Origin of the sequence: Vibrio sp. 10N.247.311.12 (assembly GCF_041467515.1) — a bacterium.
Taxonomy (GTDB): Bacteria; Pseudomonadota; Gammaproteobacteria; order Enterobacterales; family Vibrionaceae; genus Vibrio; species Vibrio crassostreae_C.
Genome location: NZ_JBFSUV010000004.1, coordinates 118544 through 137977 on the forward strand (window position 1 = coordinate 118544; position 19434 = coordinate 137977).

Consider the following 19434-nt stretch of genomic DNA (forward strand, 5'->3'; position numbering starts at 1 on the left):
TAAGATTTTGCTCATTTAAATCTTTGAATTTATATATTTTTTAAGACTTATCGGTTCTTGAAATCTGTTTTATCGAGTTGGTGCTTTCTTAGTTTGTCATACAGTGTTTTTCGCGATACCTGCAGCTCTTGTTGTACTTCTTTTAAACGACCTTGATGGCGATGTAGTGCCTCAATCAAGATAATTTGTTCAAAGCTATCGGTGCGTTGGTTTAACGACTGTTGTTGCTCTTCAATGCTCATATCGAGTTCATTTTGCTCATCAGTATCGCTGTCGAGCGACGGCTGCTTAATTTGAGTCAGCACTCTGAGTTCAGCATGTTGGCGAAGCTGACGAATGTTCTCCGTCCAATGCGTTGCAATGAGTCGCTGAATCTCTTTTTCTGTAATGACGGGGGGTGGCAGCTGATAGCGACTGGCCGCACCACGAGCAAAGTGTTTGAATAAAGAGCCAATATCTTCCGTTCTTTGCGCCAAGGGTAGTAAATTAAACCGGCGTAGTTCACCTGTAATTGTAGTAGGAACTACTGTAGTTGCGATAATGATACAAGTTGCATTGGTCTTGCATGAGTTTTCATGAAGTAGAGTGGGTTTTAGAGCGGCTAACCATAGCCATTGCTGCGAAGTTAACGCTTCTGTTTCATGGATATAGAGTGTTCCACCTTGATGCTTTAAGAACAGTTGCAAAACAAACTGATGGAATGTCGCTTCGTCACTGCGTGGCAAATTAAACGCCGCGACAGGGCAAAGCTCCGCGGTTTGATGACTGTGTAAATCATGGGTGTATTGTGCAGTGACCCTTTTCCCCGTCCCTAAATCACCAACAAACAATAGAAGTGGGTTAGTTTTGGTATCTAGGGTGATCAATTCTCGGCGCAATGCCTGCATTGATGGAGATTGACCAATCAGTTTTGGGCCAACCTGATTTTGCATTGCCAACTCTTTGCGCAATAGGTTGTTCTCTTCAACCAGTGCGAGTTTATCTGCGGCTTTTTTAACGGCAGTGAGTAGGGCATCGACCACAAATGGCTTTTCCAGAAAATCGTAAGCGCCGGCTTTCATTGCGGATACCGCGGTTTGCACGTCACCATGTCCGGTAAGTACGATGACCTGAAAATGAGGGTTTTGGCTCAGTAATTTTTGCGTTAATTGAATGCCATCCATCACTGGCATGTGAATATCGGTGATGACAATTCCGGCTTGCGTGGTATCTATTTTCTTTAATGCCTCAATAGCATTGGGAAAGCAGACGATATCGATGCCTTCAATGAGCATGGCTTGTTCTACGGAGTCTCGAATGGCGGGTTCATCGTCGACAAAATAGAGTTTAGGCATAGAGTGCAAAAGTCGAGTCCTTAGCTGTAGGTGAGATTAGCAGTATGTGAGATTCGTTTTCTAATCAGCGATAACAACGGCGAGTTAGCCCTTATCGTTATATAACGGGATGCTTAGCGAGAATACCATGCCTGAAGGCTCTAATCGGTTCGCGCTGATCGTGCCGTGATACGCTTCAATAATCCGTTTCGATATTGAAAGCCCTAGCCCTAAGCCTTCCGGTTTGGTGGTAAAAAACGGGTCGAACAGCTGTTCTAGCTTATCGTTCGGCATGCCAATTCCGTTATCCCAAATGATCAGCTGACAAGCGTCATGATGCAGTTGCCATTCGATGCCTATCTGTGGGCTAGCCTGTTGGTCAACGCTTTCCAGGTTTTGTTGCTCCTGCAAGATTTTGTGTTCAAGAACTTGTTGTTGCAGCGCTTGAGTCGCGTTGTGAATCAGGTTCACTAGTACTTGCTCGAGTTCGGTTGGATGAATCGCAATATTGATGTCATCTGGCACCGTGCTTAGCCTTAGCGTAATGCCTTGCTTGATCATCAGCGCACTGAGAATGCTAGTGGCGTTATTGACCGCTTGATGCAGGTTCGCCACATGATGTTCTTGTTTGGTGACCTTGCGAGTAAAGACTTTGAGTCGCGCGATGATGTCGGTAATGGTGTTGTTGAGGCCAATCATTTTCTCAAGATTGCTTTTCACTAAATCGGTTCGTTCCATTTCCAGTAGCTTTAAGCTGTTTTCACTGTAGGTTCGCAGTGCTGCAAGCGGTTGGTTGATTTCGTGGTTAATGCTAGCTGACAGCTCACCGAGTACCGCTAGTTTCGCGGTTTGTGTCAGCTCTTGTTCTGTCTGTTTCAACTTCGACTGCGACTCTTGGTATTGAAAAAGGGTTTGTTGCAGCTGCTGATTGGATTGCTTCAAGTAGTGGGTACGTTTATCAACGGTTTGCTCTAGGTTTTGGTTGAGTCGGGTCAACGCCACTTTCGCGAGATAAGTCTGGCGCCACGACCAAGCGATGAGCATCACCAAGCTGTAAATCACCACGAAGATGACATCGATCTGAAAGATTTTAATAAGTTCAGCTCTGGTCCCTTTTAGTGCGACAACTTGGTACTGGTTGTTGCTGATGGTAGCGGGGTAAAGATTAAAAGCACCAAGCTTGAATAACTGGTTGGCGGTGAGCTCTTTTCGGATTTCATTGGATTGAAGGTTGCTAGATTGATTGGCGTTGCTAGCTTCTGACTGAGATCTTGAAGAACGAAAGGCTTCGATGATCGAAATTTCGCTTTGACCGTATTGGCGTTGAAGTGCGATATCCGTTTGTTGTTGCTGAGTTAGTGGCAACAATGAATGGTAAAGCCATGGAGCTTGGCTTGATAGAAAGACCACTTGGTTAGAGTCGAGTACTACGATCTCAAAATCGTCGCTGGTTAGGATGTTTTCGAGATTTTCTAAGCTCACTTTTACGGTGATAACGCCAACAATTTCCTTGTCGATATACAGAGGTGAAGACAGAAAATAACCGCGTACGTTCGAACGAGCGCCTAGCGCGACATATTGTGTGTTGTTACCTTGAATGGCAGAAGCAAAGTAGGGACGAAACGAGAAGTTCTCACCCACAAAAGTGCGAGGCTTTTGGTAATTACTGGAAGCGACCACAGTACCGTTCGGATCGTGAATATAGATGGTGTCGGCTTGGCTTTGATTCGACCATTCAAATAGCAATTGATTGAGCTGCGCAGCGGAAATCTTGTCTGCTTGTGGTGATGAGTCAAAATAAGAGAGCAAGCGCGGGTCATGGCTGAGCAAATCCGGGATCTGTTTGAATTTATCCAATTCAGAGTCGATTTGTAGATTGGCTTTACTTGCTGCTTCATCGAGTTGCTGAGTGACGATTTTTTCTTGGAATTGCACTGCCATAAAGTGGGTTGCGGTCAGCCCTGCAGCTCCCAATAACAATGAGAATAAAACAAAGGGTGTCATTAGGTTAGGCAGTATTTTGGTCACTCGGATCTCAGCTTGTCATCGGTTTGTATAAAGATTATCAATATGATGGAGAGAGTACCGAGATCTTGTTAACACAGAGCACCTTCTGTGAGACAAAACCATGGCTTAGACTTGTGTTTCAAAGGATTACGGCGCAAAATCACAAAAAAATTTAAAGGAGCAAGCAAATGGAACTGACAGATATTCGTCGCGAATACGCTAAGGGTGGATTGAGACGTAAAGACTTGGCCGCAGACCCGATTGAGCAATTCAATTTATGGCTAGAGCAAGCCATTGAAGCGAAGTTGACGGACCCTACTGCCATGACAGTTGCTACGGTTGATGAAAATGGTCAGCCATTCCAACGCATTGTTCTGCTGAAGAATGTGGATAAAGACGGTTTCGTTTTTTACACCAACCTAGGTAGCCGTAAAGCGCACCAGCTTGAGCACAACAGCAAAATCAGTTTGCACTTTCCTTGGCATCCACTTGAGCGACAAGTTCATATTACGGGCACGGCTGAAAAGCTGACGGCTATGGAAAATATGAAGTACTTCTCGTCACGTCCAAAAGAGAGCCAATTGGCCGCGATTGCAAGTAAGCAGAGTAGCCGCATCTCAGCGCGTGGGATTTTAGAAGGTAAGTATCTAGAGCTTAAACAGAAGTTTGCCAAAGGCGAGATTCCCGTGCCTTCTTTCTGGGGTGGCTTCCGAGTTCGTGTTGATAGCATTGAGTTCTGGCAGGGTGGTGAACACCGCTTGCACGACCGTTTCTTGTTCTCTCGCCAAGACAACAGTTGGGATATTGATCGTCTAGCGCCTTAGGCTGCTTGATCGCTTAGCTGCTTAACAGATCCAAAAGTGCCGTTGATTAGACTGATCAAATCAACGGCATTTTTTTGTCTGGATTTTCAGCTGAACAGTCAATCAGTCACTGTGCAGAACAACGGAGATCTGTTTTTTGAGCAGAGTTTCTGGGATCACTGAGCCCAATCCTGAATCCAACGCATACTCAATCAATTGGCTTTTACTGCGTGCATCAAACTTCTGTTTCAATCTAGCGACATGACCTTCGACCGTTTTGATTGAAATGTTTAACGTCGACGCGATGTACTGTGGTTTCTTGCCGAAAAGCAGTAAGAACAGTACCTCTGATTCTCTCGAAGTCAGCCGCTTTTGCAGCTTAGACACGCGCGGCTCTGACCCCGCAAGCGATGCCTGATCGCCTTTTGTCCCTGTGGCCTGACAAACCCAATGACCAACCTCTAAGATCGCGGTATCGGTAAGCTCTTGGCCATAGAAGATGGTGCCTTGGACGTTGTCGTCATCATCAAGCCAAGGGGTTTTGGTAAAGACATGGGCGTGCCAGCGTCCGTCTGGATAGGGGTGAATATCGAGAATCTTAAGGGTACTGCGTGTATCCATCACATGTTTATCTTGAGCCCTGAAATCTTGTGCGCACTCCGTGGTTTGACTGGGCATGTCGAAGTCGGTCAAGCCAGTACAAGTCTCATTGGGTTTTAAGCCAATCAATTGGTTGTAAGCAAGGTTGGCGTACACGAAGACCGAGTCAGTATCTTTGCAGCCCCAGCAGCCTGGAAGTTGTTCGAATAAAGAACGATGTATGGAGTTGAGTGGATCTGGCAAGGTTTTATCTCGTGTGTTGCGATGTTGCAATAATATCAGTTTCTTATAGCGCTGCAATGGCAATTAGAGTTTGTACTCTGCTCGAAAAATAGGGGGTGAATGACAGTTAAACAGATTGTTGACTAACTGCTTCAATCACGGGGAATCGATGGGCAGAAAGGGTGATAAACAGGCAAAAAAAAGCCAGCCTGAAGAGGGGCTGGCTAAAGACAAGATATGCCTTGTCGACATGTAGAAGATTTTCAGTCTAATTTACGAGGGTCAGGTAAATTAAACTGAGGCATCAATTTGATACCCAGAGTGACTTACTACTCTATCGACGAATCTACTCCTAGGAGTGCTTATGCATAAGGGGGGAATTCCCCTATAAATGCTGCTCAATGTGATAATTGAGAACCTAGAGTAAATATTTGGGGTTCTGAGCCTATGACTGGGAGCCTACAGCTCTCGTACTACTCGGAATCCTAGATAGTTCGCTGCCGTTGAAGGCGGTACGTACAGTTCGTTAAACACTTTTGCTTCTTCAGGAGAGAAGCTCCACGCGCCACCTTTCGCTAGGCCTTTCTGAACGGTTGTCCATTCCCATACATTACCCACCATGTCGTAGAAGCCTGTAAAATGTTTTTCGTGTTCGTGTTCGTGTTCGTGTGATTGCTTGTGAAGTCCCTAAACTCGCCGGAACGATTGGTTTTACAATGCCCGTAGTTTGTACACTCTTGATCATCCTTCCGGAGGCATGATCAAGATGATCGCGATAATGATCTTTTCATTCTCGCGAGCAAATAACTCTCATGAGCATTTACAAATTCATCTTATGCGCATTTAAGAGTATTATTCTTACTATGTTGACCCGAGTATTTTTCTGTCATGTCTAAACCTTTACCCTTTCCTAACCTAGACCTTTCTCCGCTAGGCCTTACTGGCCCTCGTCCTGCTGAGATCATCACTTTGCCATCGCATATGGATTGCCACGATCACCACTATTCTCAGGTGGTGATTGGTTTAAAAGGTCAGGCGGAATTTGAAGTGAGTGGTAAGGGGAATCTTGTTGGCCCAGGACAAGGTTGTGTGGTGACAGCGAGCTCTGATCATGCTTTCGGTGGTGTGGTCGGTCAGTCCGACATTTTGGTGCTTAACATGCCCGTGCCGAGTGACGACGACCCGCTGATGCTAGAGAAGATTAATCAGCTCGAGTCTTCGAACGTCTACTTCCAATTAGATGCGCAAATTCAAAAGCTTATCCATATGTTGGTGCAAGAGATGCAGGCCAGTCCTGATGATCTATTGTTAAGCCGTGCCTGCAATGACACGGTGATCGCTCTGATGCAAAGGCACATATCGGCATTTGAAACCTCAATTAAAGATTCACGCTTTGATCTTGAAGCGTTGGATCGCTACATAGAACAGCATTTAGCAAACAAGATCTCCGTCGCGCAGCTTGCGGGTAGTGTGTTCTTGGGTGAAAGCCAGTTCCATATGTTATTCAAAGAGCAAATGGGCATTACCCCTCACCAGTACGTTCTTGGCAAGCGCATCGACCGTTCTCGTCGTTTAATTGAACAAGGTAATCTAAGCCTTGGTCAGGTCGCTGAACTGGCTGGTTTCTCCGGTCAATCTTCCTTTACTCACACCTTTTCACGCCTTCAAGGCATGTCACCATCCCAATACAAAAAGAAAATTTCTGTTAAATAGTGAAACAAAACGGCATATTATTTTAAAGTTTCATATGTGACCTTGTGTTTGTTTTGTTAATAAAGCGAGTTTTTAGCAAAAAACTCGGAGTTTTTGACAAGTAATCCTTATATACTCTAAATACACTGCAGCCATTGTAGAGATCCCGAACTCTTTTCGGGTGTGAGATTAAGGAAAACGCATGTTTACAGCTACTGATGTGTTAAAGCCAGAATTCAATGAGCAGTCGCTTGCTGATCTTTGGACGCTTATCTCACCATTATATATGGTGGATGAAACCCAATGGCTAGAGCAACTTCTGCCGCTAGCTACCCCTTCTGAGTCTGAAAAGCAGCAAATTACAGACAAAACGACGTCGTTGATTGAGTCTATTCGTGCGGATAAAACATCTATTCAGATGATCGACGCCTTGTTGCTTGAATACAGCTTAGATACTCAAGAGGGCATCTTGCTAATGTGTCTGGCGGAAGCCTTGATGCGTATTCCTGATTCGGCAACCGCTGATGCGTTGATTCGCGACAAACTTAGCGTTGCGGATTGGAAATCTCACCTAAAGAATTCTGACTCGGTTTTTGTTAACGCATCAACTTGGGGCCTAATGCTAACAGGCAAGGTGGTTGGACTTTCATCTAAAGAGCAGAGTGCAGGTCAAGCGGTTAACCGTTTAGTGAACAAGCTTTCTGAGCCGGTGATTCGTAAAGCGATGCACCAAGCGATGAAGGTGATGGGTCACCAATTCGTTCTTGGTCGCAGCATTGCTGAAGCGCAGAAGAACGGTAAGTCTATGCGTGACAAAGGTTTTACCTACTCATACGACATGCTAGGTGAAGCGGCACTGACCACTGCTGACGCAAACAAATACTTCAAAGATTACCTAATGGCGATTGAAGCCGTAGGTCGAGACACATACGTCTCTTCAAAATCTAGCCCAGCACCGTCTGTTTCTATCAAGCTTTCTGCGCTTCACCCACGTTATGAAGTGGCGAATGAAGACCGCGTACTGACTGAGCTATGCGACACGCTAGAGCAGTTACTGCGCCGTGCGATTGAGCTTGATGTTGCGATCACGATTGATGCAGAAGAAGCGGATCGCCTAGAGCTTTCGCTTAAGTTATTCGAAAAACTGTATCGCAGCGAGCTAGTGAAAGGCTGGGGCAAGTTTGGTCTGGTTATTCAAGCGTATTCAAAGCGTGCGTTACCGGTTCTAGTTTGGCTAAACCGCCTAGCAAAAGAGCAGGGTGACTTAATCCCACTTCGCCTAGTTAAAGGTGCTTACTGGGATAGTGAGATCAAATGGTCACAACAAGCTGGTTTCGATAACTACCCTGTTTACACTCGCAAAGAAGCGACTGATGTAGCCTACCTAGCGTGTGCGCGTTATCTATTGAGCCCAAGTGTTCGTGGCAATATCTTCCCGCAGTTTGCTAGCCACAATGCTCATACGGTTTCCGCTATTGCAGTGATGACCGACCATAAAGACTTTGAATTCCAACGCTTACACGGCATGGGTGATTCACTTTACAACCATGCAATGGAAGCTTACCAACAGTCGGTACGTATTTACGCGCCAGTTGGTAGCCATAAAGATCTACTGCCATACCTAGTACGTCGTCTGTTAGAGAATGGTGCAAACAGCTCGTTTGTACACCGTTTGGTTGATGCTCGTTGCCCTGTAGCAGAGCTAACACAGCATCCAGTCGACATGCTTTTGGCATTCGATACGTTGAACAACACTAAGATTCCTCTGCCGCCAGCGGTATTCCCTGAGCGTAAGAACTCATACGGTGTGAACATTGATATCGAGAGCGAAGCGCATCAGTTTGAAGAGCAAGTAAAAGGCTTTTTGAACAATCAATGGACTGCTGGACCTGTGATCAACGGCGAATCTCTTGCCGAAAGCATGATCAAGGCTGATCAGAATGTTGAACAAGTAACAGCACCTTACGATCGTCGTATTAGCGTGGGTCAGGTGGCTTTTGCAAACCTTGATCATGTTTCCGCAGCGATCACTGGTGCAGACGCTGCATTCGCTGATTGGAACGCAACATCGGTTGAAACCAAAGCCGCTGCGCTTGAGAAGTTGGCGGATCTGATGGAAGAAAACCTGGCTGAGCTGGTGGCAATTTGTCATCAAGAAGCGGGTAAGACAATTCACGACAGCATTGATGAAGTGCGTGAAGCGGTCGACTTCTGTCGTTACTACGCAAAACAAGCGAACAACCTACAAGGTTTTGAGCTAAAAGGCTTTGATGGTCTAACTCGAATCGCTTCGCGACAAGGTCGTGGTGTATTCGTTTGTATCAGCCCTTGGAACTTCCCATTGGCGATCTTCCTTGGCCAAATTACAGCTGCACTAGTGGCGGGTAACACGGTTGTGGCGAAACCTGCAGAGCAAACAAGCTTAATTGCAGCTCGCGCAGTGGAATTGATGAATGAAGCGGGTTTCCCTGCTGGCACGATTCAGTTACTACCGGGTCGTGGCGCTGAGATCGGTAGTGCGCTAACCAGTCATGATGCGATTGCGGGCGTTGCCTTTACGGGGTCAACACCAACAGCACAACGTATCAACGTGTCATTGGCGAGTCGTAACGCTAAGCCTGTTCCGTTTATCGCGGAAACCGGTGGTCAGAATGCGATGATCGTCGACAGTACCGCACTGCCTGAACAGGTAGTCCGTGATGTTATTCGTTCGGCATTCGCTTCTGCAGGTCAACGTTGTTCTGCGCTACGTGTGCTTTACATTCAAGAAGACATTGCAGATCGCGTGATTGGACTAATTCACGGTGCGATGGATGAGCTAAGCGTTGGTATTCCACATCTTCATAAAACGGATGTGGGCCCAGTTATCGACCAAAACGCGAAGCAGAAGTTGATGACGCACCTAGAAAATATGACTAAGACCCAGAAGAAAGTGGCTCAACTTTCTCTAGGAGCGGATTGTGAACATGGTGACTTTGTTCCACCAAGTGCATTTGAAATCGATGACATCAGCTGTTTGAAAGAAGAGCAGTTTGGTCCTGTACTGCATATCGTTCGCTTCAAAGCGAGTGAACTGGCGCAAGTGGTAGACCAAATTAACCAAACCGGTTTTGGCTTAACCATGGGCATCCACAGCCGTAACGAGACAACTTACCGTTGGATCGAAAAACACGTTCGTGTGGGTAACTGTTACATCAACCGTGACCAGGTCGGCGCTGTTGTTGGTGTACAACCATTTGGTGGTCAAGGCTTGTCTGGTACTGGCCCTAAAGCGGGTGGTCCTCACTACCTATACCGCTTTACTGATGTTCATTTCTCTCAATCACAAGACAAGGCATAAGGAGCAGTATCATGGTTCATCAAGTGACAGGTTTTTCTGATGCTTTCTTGGCGTGGGAACAATGGAATCTTACCGATTTTGATCATAAGAGTGCTCAGGTACTTTCATTCAAATCAGAGATCGAAAGCCAATCTGCGCCTTTGGCTGCTGTGGCGACTTATCATCTAGAGCAAGCGTCTGCACTGCTTTCTGAGCATCACCTCATGGCGGGGCCTACGGGCGAAACCAATGAGCTGTATGCTGCAGGTCGTGGCGTGGCTTTGGTGATTGTTGATGATTGCGAAGAGAAAGTGCCAGCACTGCAAACAGCAACCGCGATGATTACCGCAGCACTATTAGCGGGTAACAGCGTGCAACTGTGCAGTGATGACGTGCAGTTCAATACCTTAATTGCTGACGCCGCGAAACAAGCGAATCTACCAACTAACTTGGTACAGGTTGCCTCGTACGACGCTGCTCAACAGCTGCTGTCTTGCGATGTACGAAGTGCGGGTTACGTGGGTAATTCACAAACGGCTCAAGCTATCAATTTACAACTTGCTAAGCGTGACGGTGCCATCGTCAGTTTAGTAGCTGAAACGGATCTAACGGCAATGCATGTTGCTAATGATCCACACCTATCGCTGCGCTTCATTACCGAGCGTACGCGAACTATAAATATAACAGCCGTGGGCGGTAACGCGACCTTGCTCGAACTTGGAAGCGAAGCTCACTAACCTTCAGTAATACTGGCTCTAAACACTTTTGTTTTTTTCCATTTTGGTTTTCTCCATCTTTGGATTTAACTCATAGTGCTTTGGAGCCTGAATACCTAACTCAATGCATTTGCTTGCCTTTACGGTGAGTGCTTTGCATTGAATTAGGCATGGAAGGCTTTCTACAAAATGAGGACTATCAAATGATAGAAAACAGTTTTGCAATAACGACGACGTTCATTGCGTATCTAATTATGATGCTAGCGATCGGTGTTATTGCTTACAAACGTACTTCTAGCTCGACAGACTACTTCCTAGGTGGTCGTTCGCTAGGCCCATGGCCTGCTGCACTTTCTGCTGGTGCATCAGACATGAGTGGTTGGCTGCTACTTGGTCTACCGGGTTACGCTTATGCTGCTGGTTTTGAAGCATTCTGGCTTGCTGGTGGCCTGCTAGTTGGTACTTGGGCGAACTGGTTAATCAGTGCTAAGCGTCTGCGTACTTACAGCATTACAACAGAGTCACTGACGCTACCTGAGTTCCTATCTCGTCGTTTCAATGATAATTCTAAGCTGATCCAAACAATTTCTGCTTTCTTTATCCTTTTATTCTTCCTTTTCTACACAAGTTCTGGCTTGGTAGCAGGTGGTAAATTGTTTGAAACAGTATTCGGCCTAGATTACACAACAGCGGTAATCATCGGTACAGTATGTGTGGTTTCTTACACGCTATTTGGTGGTTTCCTTGCGGTATCTTGGACGGATTTGGTTCAAGGTCTGCTGATGTCTGCTGCGCTATTGATTGTACCAATCGCAGCGATGAACGGTGGTCTTGGTCAGCTATCGACTGATCTTCACAACATCAACCCAGAGCTTCTCACGCTATGGAATGATGTGAAAGGTGAGCCACTTTCTGCTATCGCGATCATCTCGCTAGCGGCATGGGGTCTAGGTTACTTCGGTCAGCCACACATCCTTGCTCGTTTCAAAGCAACACGTAGCAACAAAGACCTAACAACAGCGCGTCGTATCGCGGTGGTATGGTCTGCTCTGTCTATGGTTGGTGCAATGCTAGTAGGTCTGGTTGGTCTAATCTACGTGACTAACTCTGGCGCGCCTAAGCTAGACGATGGCGAGAAGATCTTCATGCTTCTTGTGAACGCGATGTTCCACCCAGTAATCGCAGGTATCTTACTTGCTGCAATCCTAGCGGCAATCATGAGTACTGCGGATTCACAGCTACTTGTATCTTCATCTGCACTAGCAGAAGATCTGTATAAGCAAGTACTTAAGAAAGATGCGACGTCTGAAGAGATTGTTCGTGTAGGCCGCTTCGCGGTAATCCTAATCTCTCTAATTGCACTTGTGCTAGCGATGACGCCAGACAGTTCAGTTCTTGGCCTTGTATCTTATGCATGGGCTGGTTTCGGTGCTGCATTTGGTCCAGCTATCGTGTTGAGCCTATACTGGTCTCGTATGAACCGTAACGGCGCTCTAGCGGGTATCGTTGTTGGTGGTGTTACGATTGTACTTTGGAAACAGTTCACGGGCGGTTGGTTCGATGTGTACGAAATCGTACCGGGAATCATCCTATCAACTATCTCTATCGTTATCGTGAGCCTAATCACTGGCGAGCCAGAAGACGAAGTTAAGAAGCAACACGCTGAGTTCGAGAAGAACCTTGTTGAGCTAGACTAATTTACATTGTAAAAATACCAATGAATTAGCAAAAGACATGAACAATAGAGTCACTTCGGTGGCTCTATTTTTTTATGTGAGTACGACCTTTGTCTTATTTCAAATTAAGTTTATTCGAGGTTTTCTGATATTGAAATGGGGGTTTACAATGTAAATCGAAAGCGAAGGATCTTGAGCGAGAAATGAAAGGTCTGTCTTGTTGGTGGCGTTTGATGTCAAAAAATAAAATAGAAAAATGGCTATTTTTTGAACTTGGCGCTCACTTTTGTCATTAGCTCGGTGAATTGTGGAACCGAATTGGACATGATGTGTCAATTGTCAGTAACCACTAAAGACCTATAGGACAAAGGTATGCCTGATCTCTATTGCAAAGGATGTAAAAAAACAACACTACATAAGTCTATAATGAAACGTTGTGAATCAGAGCCCGAGACAGCTTCTGGCCGTATGATGCAATGGACGTCAAAACTATTTAGTGGAAACCTGTACTACGATATGGAAACTCAGCACTTCTGCCGCACGTGCAATTGTCGTTGCGAAACAGGAAGTACTGTACCCCAAATTGGTTTAGCTTAACTTACAGTAAGCGCTCACTAACTTAGATCAAAAAACCTCCGTTTTAGGAGGTTTTTGCGTTTCTATGCGGCTTTGAGTGCTAGCTCGGCAACAATGGCGTCGCCATCAATCTTCACATCCCAACCATAGTTTGAGTATTCATTTGCTAGTGCCTGAGCAACATCTTTTGATACCGTTACGTGTGTCCATGAACCAATACCGTAAGGTTTATATGCGAGTTCTTGCGTTTTCATAATAGAGTCATCCTTTCTCTTTGATAATTATATTATTCACTTTGGCCTATATCCTTTCTTTCGTTTCCGGCTCAACTTATTTGTTAATCGGGTCATTTCTATAATAATTTGTTAATAACCAGAGTTTGATTTATAAGGGTTCTTATCTATTTGTATGTGTTTATATCTTGCGTGAATATCATCCGTGCATTTAGTTTTTAAATGTGTGAGCGAGGTTTTCTTCGATTGCACTTGGTATGGAATATACTGAGCGGAATTTAGAATGTTTAAGGAATGTTATGTCTCAGCATCAGCTCGATCGTATCGATAAAGAGATACTAAGAATTCTGCATATGAAAGGGCGTTTACCTGTTGTTGAACTGGCAAAACAGGTCAACCTTACGACGTCACCTTGCTCTGATAGACTCAAGCGATTGGAGAAAGAGGGCTACATCACGGGCTATCATGCTGAGCTTTGTTCAGAAAAGCTGGGACTCGATGTTCAAGTCTTTATCCATATCCGTCTCGATCAGACTAGCTTTTCGATCTTCGACAAATTTGCCCAAGCCGTGGAAATGATGCCTGAGGTGGAAGAGTGCTACTCACTGTCGGGTGACTTTGACACCATGATCAAGGTTCGAGTGAAAGACATGAAGGCGTACCAAGCGTTTATGGCCACCAAGCTGGGCACCTTGCCTGGTGTGATTCAGACACGTAGTGAAGTGGTGATTGAAGAGCATAAAAAGGGCTTCGGCGTGAACCCTGAGTTGTTGGCAACTCTAAAATAGTGGCCTAATTTCGCTTACCAACGTGATTTAGATATAAAAAATGGAAGCAATAAGCTTCCATTTTTTGTTGAGCGTCAGATAAAGAGCAATCCGATAAACTTGTTCGCCTTAAAGCGTAATGGCCGCAGAGATTAAGCCAATCACACCACCGAATACACCGCCCCAAACCACAAGCCAGCCAAGGTGTTTCTTGATCATGGTCTGAACCATCTCTTTAACCAGCTTAGGTGTTAGTTCATTCAAGCGCTGATCGATGATCGCCTCAATGTTTTCTTTGATTTCATCCATCATCGCAGGCGATTCTAGCTCGTCTTTGATGGCATTTTTTACAGAATCACTCTTGCTGATTTCAATCACAGATTCTTGCATCTTCTCAACAAACGGCGCTTTCATTGGCTCTAGTGCTTCTGTGCCACCAAACATTGCCAACATACCGCCAAACTGAGAGTTCTCGATAACATGCACCAGTGAGTCGAATGCAGGGTTAAAGTCGATCTTCTGAATCACAGGCTCTAGATTGAGCGACTTTCCTGTCATCTCGCTGCTTAGGAAGCGGTCGATGTTACTTTCTGTAAAGAATTGCTCCATCATCAGTTGCTTGATGGCTGCCTTGAACTCTTCAAAGCGTGCTGGAATAACGCCTGAACCGTATAGGCCGGGTACTTTCTCGAACAACATGTGAATCGCAAGCCAGTTGGTGATGGCACCAGAAAAGGCGAATAGGCCTGCGTAAAGCAAGTATTGGTTTGCTGTCGCATAGCCGCCAGCAAGCAGTGCTAACGCAATAACGTTAGTTAAGACACTTTTGTTCATGGTTGATCTCTAGAAAGAATATTGCGCGCATTTTAAGAAAAAAACGCCAAGAAAAAAACAAAAGGATCGATGAAGTTTATTGGACAGGTAGCAAAGAGCGCCAAATAGCAGGCATAAAAAGGCTAGCCTCCCCCCGAAGTCTAGCCTTATTCCAGAACGCGCAAGCGAGGCGTCTTTGGTGTTAATGTCATTATATAATTACGACATAACATTCTGCCATGTGTAATTTACCGCTAATAAACAAATTGGTGTGAATCACATCGCACTTTTAAAATAGCACAAAAATTAAGCGTTCGTAGCTTGCTCAAGATCATCGGCAATAAAGCCACCTGTCTGGTGATTCCACAATTGAGCATAGATGCCATTTTGTGTAATCAGCTCTTGGTGCGTGCCTTCTTCAACGATATTGCCTTGGTCGAGTACGATCAGGCGATCCATCGCTGCAATGGTCGACAGGCGGTGTGCAATCGCAATAACCGTTTTGCCTTCCATTAGCTCAATTAAGCTCTCTTGGATGGCCGCTTCTACCTCAGAATCGAGTGCAGAAGTTGCTTCATCGAGAACCAATAGTGGTGCATTTTTCAAAAGAACACGTGAGATAGCGACACGTTGACGCTGACCACCAGAAAGCTTAACGCCACGTTCACCTACTTGAGCATCGTAACCAATGTTGCCAAACGGGTCGGTTAGCGTTTCGATAAACTCATGCGCGTGTGCTTGTTTAGTTGCCGCGTATACTTCTTCGTCTGATGCCTCTGGTCGACCGTAAAGAATGTTGTCTTTGATCGAACGGTGCAGCAGTGAGGTATCTTGGGTCACCATACCTATGTTGCTACGCAGAGAATCTTGAGTAACGCTCGAGATCTCTTGGTCATCAATCAGGATGCGACCACTTTCTACATCGTGGAAACGCAGTAGTAAGTTAACTAGGGTCGATTTACCTGCACCTGAACGGCCAACCAAACCCACTTTTTCACCCGGTTTGATGTTGAGGTTTAGGTTGTTGATCACCCCCTTATTCTCACCGTAGTTAAAGCTTACATTGTCGAAGTTGATACCGCCTTGTGGAACCTCCAGAGGCTTCGCGTCTTTCTTGTCTTCAATAGCAATAGGCTTAGACAGAGTTTTAATGCCGTCAATCACGGTACCAAGGTTCTCAAACAGACCACCAATTTCCCACATGATCCATTTCGACATGCCGTTAATACGCAGAGCCAAGCTGACCGCAATCGCGATTGCACCCACGGTGATTGCGCTATCTAGCCATAGGTAGATAGAGATACCCGCAATGCTGAACACCAATAGATAGTTAGCGAATTCCACGCAGATGTTGAAGCCGGTTACCAAGCGCATTTGGCGGTGCACAGTATCTAGGAAGCCTTCCATGCCTTCTTCGGCGTATTCGGTTTCTCTTTTACTGTGTGAGAACAATTTCACCGTCGCGATGTTGGTGTAACTATCGACAATACGACCTGTCATTAACGATCGCGCATCCGCTTGCTCTGAAGACACGTCTTTTAGCTTTGGCACGAAGTGCAGTTGAATACCGATGTAAACGAATAGCCAAATCAGCATCGGAGCCATCAAGCGCCAATCTGATTCAGCAAGCATGAACAGCATCGCCGTGAAGTAAACCGTCACGTAGACAAACACATCGACCATCTTGGTCACAGTTTCGCGCACTGCAAGCGAGGTTTGCATCACTTTGGTCGCGACACGTCCGGCGAAGTCATCTTGATAGAAGGACAGGCTTTGCTTCAAAAGGTAGCGGTGTGCTAACCAACGAATCGACATTGGGTAGTTGCCCAGCAAAGTTTGGTGAAGCAATAGCGAGTAAACACTGATCAAGATTGGCATCACAACCAACAGCAGAATACCGAGCCCCATCAATGTCGATTCGTTGTCTGCTAAGAAAGTGTCTGGGTTGCTTGTTGATAGCCAGTCGACCAATTGCCCCATGTAACCGAACAGCGCGACTTCGATGATCGCGATGGTCATGCTCATCAACCCGAGCAAAATCAATGGTTTTTCGAAACCTCGAGTGTAATGGCGGCAGAATGCCAGTATGCCAGTAGGAGGTTGTATCGGCTCTCCCTTTGGAAAGGCTTCAGTAAAGCCTTCAAATTTCTTGTACATAGATTTCCCTTTATAAGCTAGTGCATCTATAAGCGACTGCATCGTTGGTGCAGCTTTGTTTTTATAGTCTTGATTTGAAATTTAACTGTCTTAGTTTGAAATTATATAAGCGCCCATGGGTTCTTATCAGTATTAAATCATTCGATGGATTTTGTTCTAGCGCCTATTTAGGTACTTGGCTTTAAAACACTAAAACTTTGTCTAAGCGATGCAGGAAAGGTCCAAAGAGTGTCTTTCATGACGCTTATTTTAGATTGAATTAGACAGGAAAAGTTAAGCTGATTTCAAACGTAATTGATTGTTATGCAACGGTGATAATCCTAACGCTAAATGGATTAAATTGTAATCAAAACTCGTGATGGGCGAGAAAATGGAATCGGAATATTTATCCATAAAGTGACTTAACGAATATGCATACAGTTGGTTCTTTCTGATGTGCTGTTATCTTGCAGTAAAAATTACCGATTAATCTAAGATCTGCAGTAATTGTTTGGGATAAATATTCAAATCAATATTCTTTTCAGTGAATCTTATCGTAACAAGTTGTTTACAATTCTGAAGTAAATAAAAGATAGGGACGGTTGAAATGTTAAACCTACACAAAAAATCACTTCATATTACTAATGTTCAAAACGCCAATTGCGTTGTTATGGTGCCGCCAAAAGAGTTTAAATTTAACGAAGAAACAGCACGTGATAACGAATTTCAGCACAGAGTGAATCTGACCGAAGCTGAGGTGAAGGTAGAAACGATGGCCGAATTTAAGGCTATGGTCGCTTCGTTGCGTAAAGAAGGTGTGCAAGTTGTAGAGTTTGATTACCCAGAATTGGGCGTTGAAACGCCGGATGCTGTTTTCCCAAACAACTGGTTCAGTACTTGTAGTGATGGAAGTTTATTCACTTTCCCTATGGCCTGTGAAAACCGTCAGAATGAAGTTAAGCCAAATGCTCTTATTGAAGCGTTAGAAGCGTCGGGTCGCATTGTTAACCATATCGAGTCTCTAGAGTCTTACATCGCGCAAGGTTCTTATCTAGAGAGCACGGGCGTTATGGTTATCGACCATATCAACAAGACCATCTACGCTGCGCTTTCTCAGCGTTGTGACCGCGAAGTGTTAGAAGATTATGCGAAGCGCATTGGTTATTCTCGCGTGGTCTCGTTCCAAACGGCATTACCGTCTGGCCAACCGATTTACCATACCAATGTGATGATGGCGATTGGCGATAACTTCTGCGTGATCTGTGATGAAGTGATTCCTGAGTTTGAACGCCGCTTTGTGGTGAAGTCGCTTGCTAAAGATAAGCAGGTTATCTCTATCTCAATTGATCAGATGAACCGATTCTGCGGTAATATTCTGCAATTGGAAACCGTGAATGGCGACAAGGTGATCGCGATGTCTCAATCGGCTTACGATGCGTTTTCTCCAGCCCAACTAGCTCAGCTTTCGACACACGGCAAGCTGCTACCATTTAACGTGAAAACGATTGAAGACATTGGTGGTGGTTCGGTGCGATGCATGTTGGGTGAGGTGTTCCTACCAACACGAGTTAATCGCTTGTAACAAGTATAGAAAGTATAACAAGCACTCACTTTCAGTAATGAATCTTTGAATACCACTCTTATCGCAGAGTGGTATTTTTGTTTTTGTCTTTCACATATAAGAGAACAGAGCTCGATACAGGAGTCAACGCGCAAAAGCTAATGGAAATAAGCTATGAAGCATCCTTAAAAGCTCTGTGTTCGATGAACTGAGCCGACAGTGTTACGACTTCTTTGGAGTAGACGAGCGCCGTGTGGTTGAGTTTGAGGGCGTAAGTATCCGTTGCTCCTCTCAGGTTGGCGTCTTCGAGTGTGACTGTGCCATCGCCCGGGTTTCTTCCCAGAACAATACGTCCGACTCCGGCGTCGTAGGTACCTGTAATCACGCCAATCGGCACATCAATATCATAATCACCCAGGCCATCGCTTAAGATCATTTTGCTCGAACCAAATATAAAACCAAGCCCATGATTCGACAGTGTTTTGGCGATAGTTGCCCCATTGTGCGGCGTCCCTGCGGTAATAATGCAGGTGTCGGCAAAATTGGGCTGATAAAACTTAAAGTAGTGACGAATGAGTAAGCCACCGAGTGAGTGACCAAAGAAATAGACCTCATCGTATTCATTAAAGCGAGCATTCACGAAGCGATTGAGGCGTTTGGCTGCAGAAGGGAAACGCAGCGAGTTGTAGGCAAACTTGTGCGTTGTAAAGCCGCGTTTTTTGAAGTTTCTATCCAGATACTGCATGATCAACGCAGGCATATATAGACCATGAATTAAAACTATATGTTTGTTTTTATTATTCATTTTTGTCCTCCGTCTGATGATGTCCCCAGTATATTTAGTCGCAATTCTAAACTCAATAAAACTTGCTACGAATGAGACACAAAAGGCAGAGGTGTAAGTTATAAACAGTGCGTTCGTCATAGAGAAAAGGTGGGTTAGTCTGTAGTGGTACGCTGAATTTGGTCACTTAGTTAGAGGTGATATCATCACCTCATA

General features: G+C 45.1%; 14 protein-coding genes and 1 pseudogene. 7 read left to right on the forward strand and 8 right to left on the reverse strand.

The features are described from left to right. Positions 1-47: 47 nt before the first annotated feature. Both AB6E30_RS03885 and AB6E30_RS03890 read right to left on the reverse strand, forming a co-directional pair. Entirely contained in the window at positions 48-1334 is a 1287-nt protein-coding gene (locus AB6E30_RS03885) for a sigma-54 dependent transcriptional regulator (RefSeq protein WP_017061205.1), read from the reverse strand. An 84-nt stretch (positions 1335-1418) separates the two neighbouring features. Continuing rightward, positions 1419-3341 carry an ATP-binding protein gene (locus tag AB6E30_RS03890; RefSeq protein WP_136982550.1) on the reverse strand — a complete coding sequence of 641 codons (1923 nt, stop codon included), beginning with the start codon at positions 3339-3341 and terminating at the stop codon, positions 1419-1421. Positions 3342-3508: 167 nt separating this feature from the next. Here AB6E30_RS03890 and pdxH point away from each other — a divergent pair, with 167 nt between their 5' ends. After that, positions 3509-4144: a pyridoxamine 5'-phosphate oxidase gene (pdxH, locus tag AB6E30_RS03895; protein ID WP_017061203.1), complete on the forward strand. Its 636-nt coding sequence runs from the start codon at positions 3509-3511 to the stop codon at positions 4142-4144. A gap of 102 nt (positions 4145-4246) precedes the next feature. Here pdxH and AB6E30_RS03900 read toward each other — a convergent pair whose 3' ends face one another. Further along, on the reverse strand, positions 4247-5029 hold the full coding sequence (locus tag AB6E30_RS03900; protein WP_136982551.1) for a helix-turn-helix transcriptional regulator: 783 nt from the start codon (positions 5027-5029) through the stop codon (positions 4247-4249). A gap of 375 nt (positions 5030-5404) precedes the next feature. Next, a pseudogene (locus AB6E30_RS03905) lies at positions 5405-5581 on the reverse strand (SUMF1/EgtB/PvdO family nonheme iron enzyme); the annotation flags it as partial. Positions 5582-5833: 252 nt separating this feature from the next. On the opposite strand from AB6E30_RS03905, the gene AB6E30_RS03910 reads away from it, so the two are divergent. From AB6E30_RS03910 to putP, 4 genes are all read left to right on the forward strand, one after another. Then, the gene (locus tag AB6E30_RS03910) at positions 5834-6658 is read left to right on the forward strand and encodes an AraC family transcriptional regulator (protein ID WP_060980807.1); all 825 of its coding nucleotides are present in this window, start codon (positions 5834-5836) and stop codon (positions 6656-6658) included. A gap of 181 nt (positions 6659-6839) precedes the next feature. Beyond that, on the forward strand, positions 6840-9977 hold the full coding sequence (gene putA / locus AB6E30_RS03915) for a bifunctional proline dehydrogenase/L-glutamate gamma-semialdehyde dehydrogenase PutA (RefSeq protein WP_372102668.1): 3138 nt from the start codon (positions 6840-6842) through the stop codon (positions 9975-9977). 11 nt (positions 9978-9988) lie between these two features. After that, complete coding sequence (locus tag AB6E30_RS03920) at positions 9989-10693, forward strand: 1-pyrroline-5-carboxylate dehydrogenase (protein WP_372102669.1); 705 nt, start codon at positions 9989-9991, stop codon at positions 10691-10693. A 149-nt stretch (positions 10694-10842) separates the two neighbouring features. Continuing rightward, positions 10843-12369: a sodium/proline symporter PutP gene (putP, locus tag AB6E30_RS03925; protein WP_372102670.1), complete on the forward strand. Its 1527-nt coding sequence runs from the start codon at positions 10843-10845 to the stop codon at positions 12367-12369. Between the two features lie 638 nt (positions 12370-13007). Here putP and AB6E30_RS03930 read toward each other — a convergent pair. After that, positions 13008-13178, reverse strand: a complete 171-nt coding sequence (locus AB6E30_RS03930) for a hypothetical protein (protein ID WP_017061196.1) — start codon at positions 13176-13178, stop codon at positions 13008-13010. A 278-nt stretch (positions 13179-13456) separates the two neighbouring features. Between AB6E30_RS03930 and AB6E30_RS03935 the strand changes: the two genes are divergently transcribed. Continuing rightward, the gene (locus AB6E30_RS03935) at positions 13457-13945 is read left to right on the forward strand and encodes an Lrp/AsnC family transcriptional regulator (protein WP_004732526.1); all 489 of its coding nucleotides are present in this window, start codon (positions 13457-13459) and stop codon (positions 13943-13945) included. 108 nt (positions 13946-14053) lie between these two features. On the opposite strand, the gene AB6E30_RS03940 is transcribed toward AB6E30_RS03935, so the two are convergent. Together AB6E30_RS03940 and AB6E30_RS03945 are read right to left on the reverse strand one after the other, a co-directional pair. Beyond that, a complete protein-coding gene (locus AB6E30_RS03940; RefSeq protein WP_017065155.1) occupies positions 14054-14758 on the reverse strand; it encodes a hypothetical protein in 705 nt (234 codons plus the stop codon). A 285-nt stretch (positions 14759-15043) separates the two neighbouring features. Continuing rightward, a complete protein-coding gene (locus AB6E30_RS03945) occupies positions 15044-16894 on the reverse strand; it encodes an ABC transporter ATP-binding protein (protein ID WP_017065156.1) in 1851 nt (616 codons plus the stop codon). Positions 16895-17480: 586 nt separating this feature from the next. Here AB6E30_RS03945 and AB6E30_RS03950 point away from each other — a divergent pair. Continuing rightward, positions 17481-18455, forward strand: coding sequence for an arginine deiminase-related protein (locus AB6E30_RS03950; protein ID WP_372102671.1), 975 nt, complete (start codon positions 17481-17483; stop codon positions 18453-18455). A gap of 151 nt (positions 18456-18606) precedes the next feature. Here the strand turns inward: AB6E30_RS03950 and AB6E30_RS03955 are convergent, their stop codons facing one another. Next, complete coding sequence (locus AB6E30_RS03955) at positions 18607-19239, reverse strand: triacylglycerol lipase (RefSeq protein WP_050647609.1); 633 nt, start codon at positions 19237-19239, stop codon at positions 18607-18609. Positions 19240-19434 lie beyond the last annotated feature (195 nt).